At 71.3% G+C, this 16403-nt stretch carries 15 protein-coding genes, 2 tRNA genes and 1 pseudogene; 5 read left to right on the top strand and 13 right to left on the bottom strand.

Annotated features, from left to right (window positions below):
- Positions 1-71 precede the first annotated feature (71 nt).
- Positions 72-2051, bottom strand: coding sequence for a threonine--tRNA ligase (gene thrS / locus Sdagh_RS02370; RefSeq protein WP_190009811.1), 1980 nt, complete (start codon positions 2049-2051; stop codon positions 72-74).
- A gap of 222 nt (positions 2052-2273) precedes the next feature.
- On the opposite strand from thrS, the gene Sdagh_RS02365 reads away from it, so the two are divergent.
- A complete protein-coding gene (locus Sdagh_RS02365; RefSeq protein WP_190009809.1) occupies positions 2274-2999 on the top strand; it encodes an exonuclease domain-containing protein in 726 nt (241 codons plus the stop codon).
- A 55-nt stretch (positions 3000-3054) separates the two neighbouring features.
- On the opposite strand, the gene Sdagh_RS02360 is transcribed toward Sdagh_RS02365, so the two are convergent.
- The 9 genes from Sdagh_RS02360 to Sdagh_RS02320 all read right to left on the bottom strand — a co-directional run bounded on the left by Sdagh_RS02360 (position 3055) and on the right by Sdagh_RS02320 (position 11188).
- Positions 3055-3126: transfer RNA gene (locus tag Sdagh_RS02360), tRNA-Val, on the bottom strand.
- A gap of 39 nt (positions 3127-3165) precedes the next feature.
- A complete protein-coding gene (locus tag Sdagh_RS02355; protein ID WP_189418867.1) occupies positions 3166-3612 on the bottom strand; it encodes an SRPBCC family protein in 447 nt (148 codons plus the stop codon).
- Between the two features lie 28 nt (positions 3613-3640).
- Positions 3641-6376, bottom strand: a complete 2736-nt coding sequence (locus Sdagh_RS02350) for an exo-rhamnogalacturonan lyase family protein (protein WP_190077556.1) — start codon at positions 6374-6376, stop codon at positions 3641-3643.
- Positions 6377-6473: 97 nt separating this feature from the next.
- Positions 6474-7067 carry a hypothetical protein gene (locus Sdagh_RS02345; protein WP_189418863.1) on the bottom strand — a complete coding sequence of 198 codons (594 nt, stop codon included), beginning with the start codon at positions 7065-7067 and terminating at the stop codon, positions 6474-6476.
- 10 nt (positions 7068-7077) lie between these two features.
- On the bottom strand, positions 7078-7950 hold the full coding sequence (locus tag Sdagh_RS02340) for a carbohydrate ABC transporter permease (protein WP_190009805.1): 873 nt from the start codon (positions 7948-7950) through the stop codon (positions 7078-7080).
- Entirely contained in the window at positions 7947-8903 is a 957-nt protein-coding gene (locus tag Sdagh_RS02335) for a carbohydrate ABC transporter permease (protein WP_189418858.1), read from the bottom strand. The genes Sdagh_RS02340 and Sdagh_RS02335 overlap by 4 nt, the downstream gene beginning before the upstream one ends.
- Before the next feature lie 14 nt (positions 8904-8917).
- Positions 8918-10219 carry an ABC transporter substrate-binding protein gene (locus tag Sdagh_RS02330; protein ID WP_189418856.1) on the bottom strand — a complete coding sequence of 434 codons (1302 nt, stop codon included), beginning with the start codon at positions 10217-10219 and terminating at the stop codon, positions 8918-8920.
- Positions 10220-10573: 354 nt separating this feature from the next.
- Positions 10574-10645: transfer RNA gene (locus Sdagh_RS02325), tRNA-Val, on the bottom strand.
- A 90-nt stretch (positions 10646-10735) separates the two neighbouring features.
- Positions 10736-11188: a TIGR02611 family protein gene (locus Sdagh_RS02320; RefSeq protein WP_190077557.1), complete on the bottom strand. Its 453-nt coding sequence runs from the start codon at positions 11186-11188 to the stop codon at positions 10736-10738.
- Between the two features lie 191 nt (positions 11189-11379).
- Here Sdagh_RS02320 and Sdagh_RS02315 point away from each other — a divergent pair, with 191 nt between their 5' ends.
- On the top strand, positions 11380-11793 hold the full coding sequence (locus tag Sdagh_RS02315; protein ID WP_004002642.1) for an SsgA family sporulation/cell division regulator: 414 nt from the start codon (positions 11380-11382) through the stop codon (positions 11791-11793).
- A gap of 307 nt (positions 11794-12100) precedes the next feature.
- A complete protein-coding gene (locus tag Sdagh_RS02310; protein WP_190077558.1) occupies positions 12101-12661 on the top strand; it encodes a CGNR zinc finger domain-containing protein in 561 nt (186 codons plus the stop codon).
- Positions 12662-12934: 273 nt separating this feature from the next.
- Here Sdagh_RS02310 and Sdagh_RS02305 read toward each other — a convergent pair whose 3' ends face one another.
- Positions 12935-13147 carry a hypothetical protein gene (locus Sdagh_RS02305; protein WP_189419144.1) on the bottom strand — a complete coding sequence of 71 codons (213 nt, stop codon included), beginning with the start codon at positions 13145-13147 and terminating at the stop codon, positions 12935-12937.
- 136 nt (positions 13148-13283) lie between these two features.
- Complete coding sequence (locus tag Sdagh_RS02300) at positions 13284-13739, bottom strand: hypothetical protein (protein WP_189418848.1); 456 nt, start codon at positions 13737-13739, stop codon at positions 13284-13286.
- Positions 13740-13948: 209 nt separating this feature from the next.
- Between Sdagh_RS02300 and Sdagh_RS02295 the strand changes: the two genes are divergently transcribed.
- Both Sdagh_RS02295 and Sdagh_RS02290 read left to right on the top strand, forming a co-directional pair.
- The gene (locus Sdagh_RS02295) at positions 13949-14464 is read left to right on the top strand and encodes a DsbA family protein (RefSeq protein ID WP_190009801.1); all 516 of its coding nucleotides are present in this window, start codon (positions 13949-13951) and stop codon (positions 14462-14464) included.
- 151 nt (positions 14465-14615) lie between these two features.
- A pseudogene (locus Sdagh_RS02290) lies at positions 14616-15566 on the top strand (IS481 family transposase).
- On the opposite strand, the gene Sdagh_RS02285 reads toward Sdagh_RS02290, so the two are convergent.
- A complete protein-coding gene (locus tag Sdagh_RS02285; protein WP_190009799.1) occupies positions 15563-16387 on the bottom strand; it encodes a GNAT family N-acetyltransferase in 825 nt (274 codons plus the stop codon). The pseudogene Sdagh_RS02290 and the gene Sdagh_RS02285 sit on opposite strands and share 4 nt — an antisense overlap.
- Positions 16388-16403: the final 16 nt, after the last annotated feature.

Raw genomic sequence — 16403 nt, 5'->3', positions numbered from 1 at the left:
GCATATGGCGTCGGGCCCGGGGGACGGGAAAGGCCCCCGGGGTCGCCCGGGGGCCTTCGCGGTACGGCGGGTCAGACCTGCGCGCGCTCCTCGACGACCTTGGCGATCTTGGCGATGGCCTCGTCGACGGGGATGCCGTTCTCCTGGGAGCCGTCGCGGTAGCGGAAGGAGACGGCCCCGTTGGCCATGTCCTCGTCACCGGCGATGACCATGAACGGGACCTTCTGCTTCTGGGCGTTGCGGATCTTCTTCTGCATCCGGTCGGAGGAGGAGTCGACCTCGACCCGCAGCCCCGCCGCCCGCGCCTTCTCCGCGAACTCCTGGAGGTAGGACACGTGGGCGTCGCCGATCGGGATGCCCAGTGCCTGGACGGGCGCCAGCCAGGCCGGGAAGGCTCCGGCGTAGTGCTCCAGGAGGACGCCGAAGAACCGCTCGATGGAGCCGAACAGCGCCCGGTGGATCATGACGGGCTGGCGGCGGGAGCCGTCGGCGGCGGTGTACTCCAGGTTGAACCGCTTGGGCTGGTTGAAGTCGACCTGGATGGTCGACATCTGCCAGGAGCGGCCGATGGCGTCCTTGGCCTGGACGGAGATCTTCGGTCCGTAGTAGGCGGCGCCGCCCGGGTCCGGGACCAGCGGGAGGTTCTGCTTCTCGGCGGCCTGGCGGAGCGCCTCGGTGGCTTCCTCCCAGTCCTCGTCGGAGCCGATGAACTTGTCGGAGTCGTCGCGGGTGGACAGCTCCAGCTCGAACTCGGTCAGGCCGTAGTCCCGCAGCAGGTCCAGGACGAAGGTGAGGAGCGTGTCCAGCTCCTCGGGCATCTGCTCGGTGGTGCAGTAGATGTGCGAGTCGTCCTGGGTGAAGCCGCGCGAGCGGGTCAGTCCGTGTACGACGCCCGACTTCTCGTACCGGTACACGGTCCCGAACTCGAAGAGGCGCAGGGGCAGCTCACGGTAGGAACGGCCGCGCGACTTGAAGATCAGGTTGTGCATCGGGCAGTTCATCGCCTTGAGGCGGTAGTTCTGCTCGTCGAACTGGATGGGCGGGAACATGCCTTCCGCGTAGTGCGGCAGGTGCCCGGAGATCTCGAAGAGGTGCTCCTTCGAGATGTGCGGGGTGTTCACGAACTCGTAGCCGGACACCTCGTGCCGGCGGCGCGAGTAGTCCTCCATGACCTTGCGGATCACACCGCCCCTGGGGTGGAAGACCGCGAGGCCGGGGCCCAGCTCGTCGGGGAAGGAGAACAGGTCCAGCTCGGCGCCGAGCTTGCGGTGGTCGCGCTTCTCGGCCTCGGCGAGGAAGTCCAGGTGGGCCTTCAGCTCGTCCTTGGACGGCCATGCGGTGCCGTAGATGCGCTGGAGCTGGGGGTTCTTCTCGCTGCCACGCCAGTAGGCGGCGGCGGAGCGCATCAGCTTGAACGCCGGGATGTTCCGTGTGGTCGGCAGGTGCGGGCCGCGGCAGAGATCCTTCCAGCACAGCTCGCCGGTCTTGGCGTCGAGGTTGTCGTAGATGGTCAGCTCGCCGCCGCCGACCTCGGCGTCGGCGCCGTCGGCGGCCTGCGCGGCGTTGCCCTTGAGGCCGATCAGCTCCAGCTTGTACGGCTCGTCCGCCAGCTCCTCGCGGGCTGCGTCGTCGCTGGTGACCCGGCGGGAGAAGCGCTGGCCCCGCTTCTGGATCTCCTGCATCTTCTTCTCGACGCGCTTGAGGTCCTCGGGGGTGAAGGGCTCCTTGACGTCGAAGTCGTAGTAGAAGCCGTCCCGGATGGGCGGGCCGATGCCCAGCTTGGCCTCGGGGAACAGCTCCTGCACGGCCTGCGCCATGACGTGCGCGGTGGAGTGCCGCAGGATGTTCAGGCCGTCCTCGGAGGAGATCTCGACGCCCTCGACGGCCTCGCCGTCCTTGACCTCGTAGGTGAGGTCCTTCAGCTCGCCGTCCACCCGGGCGGCCACGATCGAGCGCTCGCCGGCGAAGAGGTCGGCCGCCGTGGTGCCCGTCGTCACCACGCGTTCTTCCCGCTCGGAATCGCGCTGGATGATCACACGGACGTCTGACACCGGTCTCTCCTGACTGAAGTGGGTCGCGGCGCCATACCGGAGCGCACGCATGGGGCCGATCGTACCGACCCGGCCGGGTCCCCCGCGAAACCGTTCCCCGGCGGGTGCCCGCCGCCGTACGGCGCGGCCCTTCCGGCGTACGGGGCGAAAAGGCCGGGTATCACCGGAACGGGCAGCGGGCGGGATGCCAACTGCCGAGGGTGATCGAGGGGTTGTGGTGGTATGGCGTGCTGGTACGAAGGGCCCCTGGCCGCGTTCGCCACGGAGACCACGGGCACCGACGTCGAGACCGACCGGATCGTGTCGGCGGCCGTCGTCGTGCAGGACGCCCCGGGCATCCGGCCACGGGTCAGCCGCTGGCTGGTGGACCCGGGGGTGCCGGTGCCCGCGGCGGCGACCGCGGCGCTCGGGCTGACGGAGGAGCATCTGCACCGCAGCGGGCGCTGGCCCGCCCCGGTGATGTACGAGACGGCGGAGACGCTGGCGGAGCAGGCGCGGGCCGGGCGGCCGCTGGTCGTGATGGACGCGCCGTTCGATCTGACGCTGCTGGACCGGGAGTTGCGGCGGCACCGGGCCTCGTCGCTGGGTCGCTGGCTGGAGCGGACGCCGCTGTACGTCCTCGATCCGCCGGTCCTCGACCGGCATCTGGACCGCTCCCGCAAGGGCCGCCGGACCCTGCCCGACCTGTGCGCGCACTACGGCGTCCCGCTGGACGAGACGCCCGACGCGGCGGCCGGGGCGCAGGCGGCGCTTGAGGTGGTCCGGGCGGTGGGGCGCCGGTTCGCGGGGCGGCTGGAGCGGCTCTCCCCGGCGGAGCTGCACGCCTTGCAGGCGGTGTGGCACGCGGCACAGGCACGGGGCCTGGAGACGTGGTTCGCGCCCAGCGGCACGGAGGAGGCGGTGGACCCGGCCTGGCCCCTGCGGCCGGAGGTGCGGGCGGCGGCCTGACCGAGGTGCGGGCAGAAAAAAGCCGGTCCGCCATGCGGCGGACCGGCTCTCCCGGTGGGCGATACTGGGTTCGAACCAGTGACCTCTTCGGTGTGAACGAAGCGCTCTCCCACTGAGCTAATCGCCCGGGAACGCACTGAACCATACAGGTCCGGGCGGGCTTCCTTCAAACCGCTCCCAGGTGCGTGGCCAGTCCGCGCCGCCCGGCCCGCATCATCAGCGTGTGGTTGGCGCGGAAGAACGCCCGGCCGGGCACGGCGAGCCGGCGCAGCAGCGGCTTGCGGACGTCGACCTCCTGGTCATAGCGGGCGAGGGCGCCGGTGGCCTCGGGGGTGACCGTCCAGCGTGCCCAGCCCTCGATGTCGCCGGTCAGCGAGACCTCCAGGACGCCGGCGGCCGGATCGCGCCGCTCCTCCCGCAGGGTCTGGGTGAGGTCGTACGGGAGGAGGGCGCGGATGCGGGCGGTGCCGGTGGCGGCGTCGAGGCGGACGACCTCGCGGACCTGGGGCCACCAGCGGGGGTAGTCCTCGATCCGTTCCAGGGCGCGGTAGACGTCGGTGACGGGGGCGGGCAGCGCCCAGCGGCTGCGGAAGCGGTAATGGTTCCAGTCCACGCCCCCAGCCTGCCCGCGCGGGCGCCGGTCACGGCATGCGGTCGCCCACCAGGGCGAGGTTCTCGATGGCGGCGAGGCCGTAGAGGGCGGTGTCGTTGGTGGAGACCCAGCTCGCCTCGGTGCCGGGCACCAGCGCCATCGGGCCGGTGATCTTCTCCGTCGTCCAGGGGGCCGACTCCTTGTAGCCGTCGGAGTCGTAGAACTTCTGCCAGGCGCGGGCGGCGAGCTTGGCGTCGCCGGTCCGTACGGCGGCGTAGGCGTCGAGGCGGGAGTGGCCCTGGAAGAGGATCAGGGAGCCGAAGTGGGCGCCGTAGCGGGCGGCCTGTTCGGTCTTGGAGGCGTTGAAGTAGCGGCAGTAGTCGTAGTACGCCTCGTTGAACTCCGGGAGGTCGACCAGGTCGATCAGTTCGGCGCACAGTTCGTTGAGGCCGAAGACGGCGGACAGGTGGGAGACGCCGACCACCGGCCGCTCGGCGACGGCGAACTCGCCGGTGTCGAGGTCGTACAGGCCGCTGCCCTGGACGAAGCCGTTGGGCTGGGCGGCGATGCCCTTCATGGTGGAGATCACCCGGGCCTTGGCCTTCTCCCACTTGGGGCCCTTGCGTTCCCACTCGGTGAGCCAGGCGGACACCAGGCCGCTCCAGTCGGTGCCGAAGCCGATGGACAGGGCGTGCCGGTCGGGGGTGTAGGGGTCGGTGCGGACCTTGCGGTTGGGGTCGAGGACGAGGAAGGTCTCGTCGGAGTCGACGTTGGCGTGCATGAGGTCGCCGACGCGTTCGTCGGCGGTGAGGAAGTAGTAGAAGCGGCGGTAGGTGGTGTTGGCGATGCGCTGCTGCTTGGCGCTGTCGGCATAGTGCTGGACGCCGTGCCGGGTGCCGAGGCCGGCCCACTTGCCGAGGTGGTAGACGTCGACCTCGCCGGTGTGCCGGGTCATCGCCTCGGCGAAGCGGAAGATGTCGGCGCGGCCGGAGCGCAGGTAGGCGTACCAGAGCCAGAGGTCGGGCGAGAGTTCGGAGTTGTCCCAGGCGTAGCCGCCGACGTCGTAGCGCCACTGGTGCCGGACGCTGTCGTAGGTGTGCATGATGTCGCCGTAGTCCCAGAAGCCGTACCAGCGGCGCTGCTCCACCTGGTCCTTGTAGTAGGTGAAGAGGAAGTCGAGGTGGTCCTCGATCTTCGCCTTGGCGGGGGTGGAGCGGTCGGGTTCGGCGTAGAGGCCCTTGCCGAAGACGCCCGCCTTGATGAGCTGGGCGGGCGGGGCGGCGAGCTGCGGCAGGACGCGGACGGCCTCGGCCTGCCGGGCGAGGGTCTCGGGGGCGGGGGTGGCGGCGTTGGCCCAGAACAGCAGCTCGGAGGTGCGGGCGATGCCGTAGGGGGTGCCGAACCCGGGCTCGTAGTCCTCGTAGGTGATGTTGAGGCCCTCCAGCTGTTCGGCGTAGGTGTCCTGGTCCATACCGTCGTGGTAGAAGCGCAGGTCCATGGGCTGGGCCTCGGGGGACCAGAGCCAGAGGGTGACCTCGGCCTCGTCGGTCTGCGCGTCGCGGATGTCGAGCTGGGCGGGGTACTTCTCCCAGAAGTCGCGCAGGCCGAAGGAGAGGCCGCCGCTCACGCCGCCGACATAGCCGAAACCGGAGGCGCGGCGTCCGCCGCCGGCGGCGATCCAGCCGTGGCCCTTCGTGGTGCGCTTGCGCACGGTGAAGCCGTCGGCGGAGAGCTGGGAGAGGGTGTAGTCGCCCCACTCGGGGATGTACTGGAGGCGGCTGGTGACACGCTGGTCCCAGGTGGCGGGGTCGGGCAGCTTCTCCCCCGCGTACTGCGCCGCCTGTACGGCCGCCCCCGGGTCGCGGCGCAGTCCGGTGATGCCCTTGACGGCCTCGCGGAGCAGGCCGGTGCCCTCACCGCCGATGCGGATGTGACGGTCGTAGGAGGCGTCGCGCATCGGCACGGTGAGGCGGACGCCGAGACCGCGGATGAAGTCGCCGGAGGTCTTTCCGGGTTCCTGGGTGCCGTCGAAGGTGATGGTGTGCACCATGCGGAAGGAGTCGGCGCCCGCGTAGAAGTAGAGGCGGACGGAGAAGGGGAGCCAGCCGCGGCTGCCCTTGCGGTGCTTGCCGTCGACGCGGACGACGGCGCGGACCGGGCCCTGCTGTTCGATCGTCACCTCGCTGATCGCGCCGTCGAAGCGCTCGTGCTTGACGGTGCCCTGGTCGCCGTCCTCGATCTCGGGCTGGCGGAGCAGGACCAGCCGGCCGTTCCGGGCGATCTCGGTGGCGCCTCTGGTGACGGACTTGATCAGGGTGGTGCCGGAGGTGCCGATGCGCGCGGTGATGACGCCGGTCGCTATGTCGACTCCCCCGCCGCGCCGGGTGACGGTGACCTTCCGCTCGGGCACGGCGGGCGTCCCGGTGGTGAGGGTGAGCCGGCCGGAGCCGGTGGCGACCGCGTGCGCCGTCCACTTCAGGGAGCCGTCCGGCCAGTACGCCAGCGGCCAGGTCTGGACGGGTACGGCGGTGCCGCCGGCGTCGGTGACGGCGAAGGTCTGGTCCTCCTGGAGGGCGCCCTTGGGCCAGGGGACGCCGACGGTGGAGCCGGGGGCGGCGCCGAGGCCGCCGTCCTCCAGCCAGTCGAGGGTGACGGGGGCGTCGGCGGCGGTGTCGGCGGCGGGCGCGGCCTGGGCGTTCTTCGCGCCCAGCGCCCAGCTGAACTGGGCGGCGGCGCCGGCCACGGCGGCGGCCTTGAGCAGGGACCTGCGGGGGATGGGGGACATGGCCTTTCCTTTCCGCGTACGGATGCTGGAGTGATCAGGGGCATGACAGAGAGAGGGGCGGCGCCGGTCACGGGCGCCGGCCCCGGGAAGAGGGGTCTCAGCCGCGGCCGGTGTGCCGCTCCTCCACGGCGACCGCGGCCGCCGCGACGGCCCCGAGGACCGGGACCGCCAGCGGCGGCAGGAGCCAGGCGGACCCGGCGACGACCGCGAGTCCGCAGACGATCAGCAGGGACCCGGCGGGGTCCCCCAGGGTGCGGCGGACGGCGGCGGCCAGCAGCGCGCGCCAGGACGCGCCGGGCGTCCACACCGCCGCCGCGCGCAGCCCGGCCACCGTCAGCGCGATGAGCGCGAAGAGGCCGACCGCCCCGGCGACCGGCCCGCCGGGCAGCCCCGCCCGCGCGGCCTGGACGTCGGTCCAGACCGCGCCGGCCACGGCCCAGCCGGCCAGCCCGGCCAGCCAGCCGCGGCGCACGGCCGCCCCGAAGTCGGCGGCGAACTCCCGCACGCCGCCGCCCTCGTGCCCGGTACGGCGCCGCAGGTGCCGGGCGCCGGCGGCGAAGGCCGCGGGGACGGTGACGATGCCGAGGCAGGCCACGGCGATCCACACACCGGTGAGCAGACACTCGGCGAAGAGGGAGAACCGTTCGCCGAACGGGGACTCCCGGCGTGCCTTCACACGTGCCTCAGCCATGCTGACCGCCTCACTTCAGTCCGGACGTGGCCATGCCGTCGATGAGATAGCGCTGGAAGGCCATGAAGAAGGCGACGACGGGGACCAGCGCCACCAGCGACATCGCGATCATGCTGCCGTAGTTGGAGATGCCCTCCTGGTCGCGGAACATCATCAGGCCGAGGGAGACGGTGTACTTGGAGGGGGTGTTGAGGTAGATCAACGGCCCCATGAAGTCGTTCCAGGCGTTGATGAAGGTGAAGATGGCGCTGGTGATGAGGGCGGGGCGGCACAGCGGCAGCACGATGGACCAGTAGGTCCGCAGGTGCCCGCAGCCGTCGAGCTTGGCGGCCTCGTCCAGCTCACGCGGCAGCCCGCGCATGAACTGCACCATCAGGAAGACGAAGAACGCCTCCGTCGCCAGGAACTTGCCCGCCACCAACGGCACCAGGGTGTCGACCAGTTCGAGCTTGCGGAACATCACGTACTGCGGGATGAGCAGGACGTGGTAGGGCAGCAGCAGCGTGCCGATCATGAGGGTGAACAGCAGGTTCCGCCCGGCGAACCGGATCTTGGCGAAGGCGTACGCCGTGAGCGAGGCGGACAGCACCACGCCGACCACGGCGAGCACCGCGTACAGCAGCGAGTTGACGAAGAAGCTGCTGACGGAGATGCCGGAGATGCCGTCGGCGAGACCGGAGAAGTTGGCCCAGACGGGTCGGGCGGGCAGCAGGTCGAGGCTGGCGATGATGTCCTTGCTCGGCTTGAACGCCGCGCCGACCACCCAGACGACGGGGTAGAGGACGACCGCGAGGACGACGAGCGCGCCCACGTGCCAGGCGATCGAGCCGGTACGGCGCCGTTCGCCGGCGGTGCGTACCGCGGGGCTGGTGGCGGTGGTCACTTGGCGGCCTCCTCGTAGTGCACCCACTTCTTCTGCGACCAGAACAGCACCGCCGTCACCAGCGCCACCGCGATCACCAGCGTCCAGGCCATCGCGGAGGCGAAGCCCATCTGGGCCTCCTTGAAGCCCTTCTGGTAGAGGTAGCAGGTGTAGACGAGGGTGGCGTCGGCCGGTCCGCACCGGGTGTCGGAGACGACGTAGGCCGAGCCGAACACCTGGAACGCGTGGATGGACTCCAGCAGCACGTTGAAGAACAGCACCGGGGAGATCATCGGCAGCGTGATGTTCCAGAACCGGCGCAGCGGTCCGGCGCCGTCCACCTCGGCCGCCTCGTACAGCTCGCGCGGGACCTGCTTGAGGCCGGCCAGGAAGATGACCATGGGCGCGCCGAACTGCCAGATGCTCAGGGCGACCAGGGCGTAGAGGACGTAGTCGGGGTTGCCGATCCAGCCGCCCACGTCCAGTCCGAAGACCTTCTGCGAACGGTCGACGATCGCGTCGTCCGAGAACAGCGCCCGCCACACGAAGCCCACGGAGACGCTGGCCCCGATGAGCGAGGGCAGGTAGAACGCGGCCCGGTACAGCCCCTGCCCGCGCCGCTTCTGCGCGAGCAGCATGGCGACGCCGAGCGCGAGCAGCAGTTTCAGCGGGGTGGCCACGACGACGTACTTGAGGGTGACCTCGACCGACTTCTGCCAGCGCGGGTCCTGGAACATCGTCGTGAAGTTGTCCAGCCCCACCCACTTCGGCGGCGTGAACAGGTTGTAGCTGGTGAACGCGTAGTACAGCGACGCGATCATCGGCCCCGCCGTGAGCAGCACGAACCCGGCGATCCACGGCGACATGAAGAGGTAGCCGGCGAGGTTCTCGCGGCGCCGCCCGCGCCGCCCGGCGGCGGGAGCGGCGGCCCGCTTCCCGGCCGGGGGTGCGGGCGCTTCCTTGACGAGCGTCATGGTGGTACGTCCCCTCAGCCCGCGAAGGCGGCCTTGGCCTCGCTGAACAGCGTCCTGGCGGCGTCGGCCGGCTTGGCCTTGCCCTGGGCGACCTCCCCGCCGATGCGCAGGAACGCCGCCTCGATGACATCGGCGCCGGACGGGTGCGGGGTGATCTTCCCGAGCACTCCGGCGGCGGCGACCTCCTCCTCGTACGCCTTGACGCCCTTGTCGGGGCCGTCGGAGGGCGCGTACGCCTCGTACTGCTCGGTGGTGGCGAGGATGCCGCGGTCGTAGCCCATGATCTTGCCGACCTCGGGGTCGTGGACCATGAAGTCGATGAACTGCGCGACCTCCTTGGGGTGCTGGGTGCCGGTGAAGGCGCTGAGCATCAGCGAGCCGAGGTACTGGCCGGTGTCCTTGCCGTCGGTGGTCGGGATGGGCGCGAGGCCGTAGTCGGACTCGCCCTCGCCCTCGTAGCGGATGGAGAAGTTGTCCCAGGTGAACTCGGAGGCGGCGAGCCCGGCCGACAGGCCCGACTTGGGCTTCACCTGCTCGATCTTCTTCGGGTCGGCGACCAGCCCGGACCTCACGCGCTTGTAGCCGTCCTCCCACCACCGCGTCAGGTCGTCCTCGGTGAAGCCGAGAGCGCTGTCGGTGAAGAACGCCTTGCCGTTCTGCCGGAGGTACAGGTCGTAGAGGTACATGATGGTGAAGTAGCCGGTGTCCCCGGCGATCTTCAGCTTGTCCTGGATGGTCTGGAGCGCCTCGAAGTACTCGTCCCAGGTCCAGCCGAACTCCGGCTGGACGCCCGCCTTCCGGAACGCCTTCAGGTCGATGACGAGCGACATGGTGTTGGCGCCGACCGGCACACCGAGCTGCTTCCCGTCGGCCTGACCGGCCGCCAGAACGCCGTTGCGGAAATTGTCCAGGCTCAGATTGCCCGCGTCCGCCTGCGTCTTGAGGTCCATCAGGACACCGCGCTTGTCGTACTTGCGCAGGAAAGCGACCGCATTCTGGAATACGTCCGGCGGATTCCCGCCGGAGGCCTGGGTCTGGAACTTCTCCCAGAACGCCTCGTAGTCCGTGAATTCCGGCTTGATCTTGATCTTCGGGTACTTCTTCTCGAAGAGCGCGATCGACTTCTTGATGGCGATGGCCCGCGGCTCGCCGCCCCACCAGGCGTAGCGGATGGTCACCGTGCCGTCCGCCGAGCCGCTGCCGCCACCGCACGCGGTGGCCGTGGCGCCCAGCCCCGCGACGGCCAGCGAGGCCCCCGCCGCTTTGAGGATCGTGCGCCTCTCGATCCCGGTCCGCGCATTCCCGCCCTGCTGCATATGAGCCTCCCCGCGACGTTGCGTTCGCCCCATGGTGGTTCCATGAATCGTTTCAAGTAAGCGCTTGCTGGCACAAGGTACGGAGGGCCCAGGGGCGCGTCAATGATTCGGACAGGAATTGCCGGGCGACCCGGCCGGCCGCGGACGCCCGCAGCACCGGGCCCCCGCGCCGGACACGGAGCGAAAACCCTGGTGGACGCGGTGTGATCGACCCCTCGAACAGCACCGGACTCCTCGATGCGGGCGGCCGGGAAGGTCACGGTTGGATGAAGCCCGGCCACGCCGACGCGTGGTCGGCACAACGACAAGGCGGCCCGGCTCACGATCGTGAGCCGGGCCGCCTGAAGATCCCGGTGGGCGATACTGGGTTCGAACCAGTGACCTCTTCGGTGTGAACGAAGCGCTCTCCCACTGAGCTAATCGCCCGGGTGCGGGAAGAACATTACCGCATGTCAGGGGGTGCCCGTGACCAGCCGCGAAGGGCCGCGACCCAGGGCCGCCGCGCCGCCGGTCAGATCACTGGTCCTCGATCTTCCACGGCATGACGAGGCCGAACTTCCACAGGTAGAAACCGGCGATCGCCCCGATGATCACGAGGCCGGTCACCGTCAGGATGATGTTGCGCCGCCGCACCTTGGGGTCGAGTGCCCGCTGTGCCGCCTCGGTCACCTTGCGCTTGGTCCAGCGCAGTACGAGCTGCGCCCAGACGAACTCGGTCGCCCAGATCGCCATGCCGCCGAAGATCACCACCCAGCCCGGCCCGGGCAGCGGCAGCATGATGACGCCGGCCACCACGACCGCGAGCCCGACGACGAAGACGCCGACCTGCCAGCTCAGGTGCAGCATGCGCCGCGCCTTGACGAATTCCGGCGCCCGCGAGCCGAGCCCCCGCTCGCCCTCCGCCGTGTCCGCGCCCGTCCCGTCCGCCACCACGGCCACCTCGACCGAATCACTACTCCCCGTGCTCATACGGCCAAACCCTACCGGAGCCAAACGAGTCACCGGAATGGCCGCAGCCCGCCCCGGAACCCTGGGCCGGAAGAGGTACGTAAAGACACGCAAAACACTCAGAGGGGTTTACAACGGCACCGTAGGTGGCATGTCGATTTGGCCGACGTGCGAATCCCCGAGCGCACACTGAGCGAAAGGCCCTGGCGCTTATGAACACCACGGTCAGCTGCGAGCTGCACCTGCGCCTCGTTGTGTCGAGCGAGTCCTCACTGCCTGTCCCCGCAGGCCTGCGGTACGACACGGCCGACCCCTACGCCGTGCACGCCACCTTCCACACCGGAGCCGAGGAGACCGTCGAGTGGGTGTTCGCCCGCGACCTCCTCGCCGAGGGGCTGCACCGCCCCACCGGTACCGGCGACGTCCGTGTCTGGCCGTCGCGCAGCCACGGTCAGGGCGTCGTGTGCATCGCCCTGAGCTCTCCGGAGGGCGAAGCACTGCTCGAGGCCCCGGCGCGGGCCCTGGAGTCCTTCCTGAAGCGCACCGACGCCGCCGTGCCCCCCGGCACGGAACACCGGCACTTCGACCTCGATCAGGAGCTGTCGCACATCCTGGCCGAAAGCTAGGTCGAGGCCGCTCCGACCGCCCGGCGCCGTCGACTCGGGGTGACGGACCGGGCCGGGACAACCGCATAACGGCACAACGGACCGGCGTCGCGCCGCGGACCACACCGCGGGGCGGCGCCGGTGTGCGTCGTGCCCGGCCCGCCGGGAACCACCGGCGGGCCGGCGGCGTTGTACGGGCGCCGGGGACGACCGCCGGGCGTGGGCGGCGGTGGCCGGACGCCGCGGCGCCGGACGCCGGGCGCGGATGCCACTACCATCGGCCAGCAATCGGCGGGCGTCCGCCCGTCTCCAGGCCAGGGAGCGAAACGTGCTGATCACCCACGACACCCGGTGCGCCCTCGACACCGTGGTGGATCTGGTGAACACCGCACCGGAGGACGAGTCGTCGCCGGACGGGCTGCCGGACGTCGCCGCCCTCGACGATTTCGTGCAGAACCACGAGGTCAGTGATGTCGGCGTGCTCTCGGAGGCCGACCTTTCGGCGGTCCGAGCGATCCGCGGCCGGTTCGCCACCGTCTTCGCCACCACCGAGACCCGCGCCGCCGCGAGCCTGATCAACGAGCTGGTAGCCGCCGCGGGCACCACGCCCCGGCTCACCGACCATGACGGCTACGACTGGCATGTGCACTACTTCGCCCCCGGAGCCTCCCTCGCCGACCATCTGGCGGCCGACTGCGGGATGGCCCTGGCGTTCTTCGTGGTCGCCGGGGAGCGGGAGCGGCTGCGGCGCTGCGAGGCGCCCGACTGCCGGCGTGCCTTCGTCGATCTCTCGCGCAACCGGTCACGGCGGTACTGCGACAGCCGGACCTGCGGCAACCGGCTCCACGTGGCCGCCTACCGGGCACGGCGCAAGGAGGCGACGGGCTGACCCCGGCCAACGGGTCCGGGCTGGCGGGACCGAGGTGACGGGGCGGGAGCGGGCCATAACGACAGGTAACGGGCGGTAACGGGCGCGAGGTGACCGGACCGGCGGGTGGGCGCGAGAGTGGCGGGACCGGGGGGGCCGGTGGGGCGGACGGGACGGCGACGGTCCGGTGGGGCGGACGGGGGCGTGGCGGGACCGGTGGAGGCAGGCGCGAGGTGACGGGACCCGAGGGTGTTCGCGCCCCCGGCGGGTGGCGCCGGGGAACGCGGGTACGGCTCACAGCAACAGCAGGTCGTGCAGCGAAGCCATGAGCAGCAGACACCCGATCACCGCAAGGAAGATCATCAGCGGTGGCTGGGAAAGGGCGAAGAGACATCCGCGGGGCTCTTGCGGCCTGGGCGCGGCATCGCTCTCTGTGTGGTCCAGCTGTGTCGTGTCCAGCATCTCGCGGCGATGATGGCGCAGTTCAGAGCCCGATGCGATCAACACGCCCGCGAGGCACCTGTGTTCGCCGGTATCGATGATCTTCGGTTCGGGTTGTGATCGTTTCCGGCCGCTTCCCCCGCTCACTGTGTCGTTTCAGCGGGGCGGTCGCAGTCCCCTCGCGCGGGCTGTCACACGCGTTTCATATGCCGTGCTTCTTCAGGATGGCCTCGATGTCGCTGAAGTCGTCGTCCCCGGTGCCCGCCTTGGGTTCGCCGGCGGGACGGGCCGACGCCGGGCGCGGGGCGGTGCCACCGCCCAGTGAGGGGGCCGAGGCCCCCGGGGCCACGGCGTCCCGCCGGGCCGCCGCGCGGGCCTGCCTGCGCTCCTTGCGGGTGCCGCCGCGGCGGCGCTCCACGGCGCGGGTGACCATGAACAGCAACCAGGCCACGCCGAGCAGGGCGAAGCCGGCCCAGGCCGTCGGGGAGAAGGCGGTGTCGGCCACCCAGTCGACGACGCCGGTCATCACCAGGGCGACCGGGATCAGCGCGTAGGCGGCGATGCGGACCGCCGCCAGGAAGCGCCTGCGGTACGCGGTGACCGCCGCGATGCCAAGGCCGGCCGCGGACACGGCGGAACAGACGGTCTCGGCAATCATCCGGTCCTCCAGGGCTGGGCGCGGTCGGGCAGCGTGCGTCTTCGTCCCTTCCATCCTGCACCGTCCCCGCCCGGCGCGGCCATGCTCCGGCCCGACATCAGGGGCATCTCCGGGTCGGCTCGGGGTCGGCTCCTCCTCAGGTCCCGGTGGGGTGGGGGACCCGGCGGCCGGGATTGGGCGGGCACGGGCGGGGCTGGGAGACTGGTCCCATGAGCGATTCCTCCCCCGTACGCCCCGCCCCGCCCGTGCTCGACGTGTGGTGCGAGCTCCAGTGCCCGGACTGCCGTACCGCCCTGGACGACCTGCGCGCCCTGCGTGCCCGCTACGGCGACCGGCTGGAGCTGCGGCTGCGGCATTTCCCGCTGGCCAAGCACAAGCACGCCTTCGCCGCCGCGCAGGCCGCCGAGGAGGCCGCCGCGCAGGGGCGGGGCTGGCCGTACGTCGAGGCCGTGCTGGCCCGGTGCGGGGAGCTGGACCGCGCGGGCGAGGCCCTCCTGGTCGACGTGGCCCGGGAACTGGGGCTGGATGCCGAGGAGTTCGACACGGCCCTGATCGACGGCCGGCACATCCTGGCCGTCGACGCCGACGAGGCCGAGGGCAGGGCGATCGGCGTGACGGGGACCCCGACGTACGTCATCGACGGGCAGCGGCTCGACGGCGGCAAGAGCCAGGAGGGGCTGCGCGAGCGGATCGAGGAGATCGCCGACCGGCTGCTGGAGGGATAGTGCGGCCGGGCGTCCGGAGAGCGGTTCGCCCGGCGGCTAGGTGTGTTGTCCCGGGACGTTGGTGACACGCGTGCTGGGTGCTTGAACGGGTGAGGGCCTTCTTGGGTTCGGTGTGGATTGCGACATCTGCACCCGACCGCAGGAGGCCCTCGTGTCCCACCGCAACGCCCCGCTGACTCCGACCGGGCGGCTTCGCCCGGCCCGGTGCGTCGTGGACGACGGCCGGCCGCTGCGGCGGGCCGCGGAACGCTTCCAGGTCAGCCACACCACCGCAGCCCGCTGGGCCAGTCGCTGCCGGCAGGCCGGCGAGGCCGGGATGCGCGACCGCTCCAGCCGCCCCCACCACAGCCCGCGCCGGACGCCCGACACGGCCGAACAGCAGGCGGTGCGCCTGCGGCGCGAGCACCGCATCGGCCCCGTCCGGCCGGCCGCCCGGTGCGGTATCGCGCCGTCGACGGCCCACCGCATCCCGTCCGTCACAACCTGCCCGCCCCGGCCACGCCGGACCGGGCCACAGGCGAGCCCGTCCGCCGCCACGAACACGCCCGCCCGGGCGAACCCGTCCACATCGACGTCAAGAAACTCGGCCGCATCCCCGACGGCGGCGGTCACAAGGTCCTCGGCCGCGCAGCCGGCCGCAAGAACCGCACCGGCACCGGTCCCGCCTGCCTCCACACCGCCCTGGACGATCACTCCCGGCTCGCTCACACCGAAGATCCCCCCCGACGAGAAGGCCGCCACCTGCGCCGCCTTCCTCATCCGGGCCACCGCCTGGTTCGCCGCCCGGGGCATCACCGTCGAGCGGGCGCTGACCGACAACGCCTGGGCCCACACGACAAACACCTGCCGCGACACCTGCCAGAACCCGGGAATCCGGCCGCGCCGGACCCAACCGTGGCGACCGCAGACCAACGGCAAGGCCGAACGCTTCCACCGCACCCTGCTCGAAGAGTGGGCCCACATCCGGCCCTACACCTCAGACCGCGAACGACAGGCCGCGTTTCCCGACTGGCCGGACCGGTACAACTACCACCGACCCCACACCGGCATCCACGGCCACCCACCCAGCCGCGTCACCAACCTGCCGGGACAACACACCTAGAGCAGCGGCTTGTGGAAGCCGACGAGGGTCGTCTCGTAGCCGAGTGACTCGTAGAGCCGCTCCGCCGGGGTGTTGCCGGCGAACACGCTGAGTCCGAGCACGCCGCGGCCCGCGGTGATCGCCTGGGCCTCCGCGAGCCGCATCAGGGTGCGCCCGTGCCCCCGGCCCCGGTAGGGCTCGTCCACCTCGACCTTGTAGACGAACGCGTCGTCCGGGCGCAGCGCCACCCAGAGGACACCGACCGGTTCGCCGTCGTGGTCCACCACGCTGAGCAGCGTGTTCTCGGTGTCCGGGCCGTGCGGCAGCAGTGTGTCGTGGTCGTGCCGGGACTTGGTACGGGCCGACTCCTCGGGCACGCCCCGGGCGGCCCAGTCCCGCGCGTACCGCTCCCGGGTGCGGGGGTTCCACCGCTCGTACTCGTCCCGGGTCATGGGCCGGGCGCGGCTGCCGGCGGGCAGCTCGGGCGGGGTGTCGCCGAGCCGTTTGCGCATGCCGCGGTTGAGCCGGGTGTAGCCGAGCGCCTCGAACAGCCGCAGGGCCGCCGCCGCGTCGGCCGGGACGGCCGTGGAGATCCGGCGGCAGCCCCAGCTCCGTGCCACCTCCTCGGCGGCGAGCGCGGCGACCGTGGCCCGGCCGCGCCGGCGCTCCCCCTCGTCGACGCGCAGGTCGTGGAGCACGGCCAGCGACGCGCCGAAGGCGGGCGAGGTGCCCAGGCGCAGGGTGCCGACGGGGCGGCTGTTCACGCACACCTGGTAGCGGCGTGAACGCGTTCCGTCGGCGGCGTCGTGGAGCGGCTCGGTCGGCCGCAGGGTGGTGGTCATCAGGGTGGTTCTACCC

The sequence above is a fragment of the Streptomyces daghestanicus genome (assembly GCF_020521275.1).
Lineage (GTDB): Bacteria > Actinomycetota > Actinomycetes > Streptomycetales > Streptomycetaceae > Streptomyces > Streptomyces griseoviridis.
This window is presented reverse-complemented; position numbering and strand designations above follow the sequence as displayed.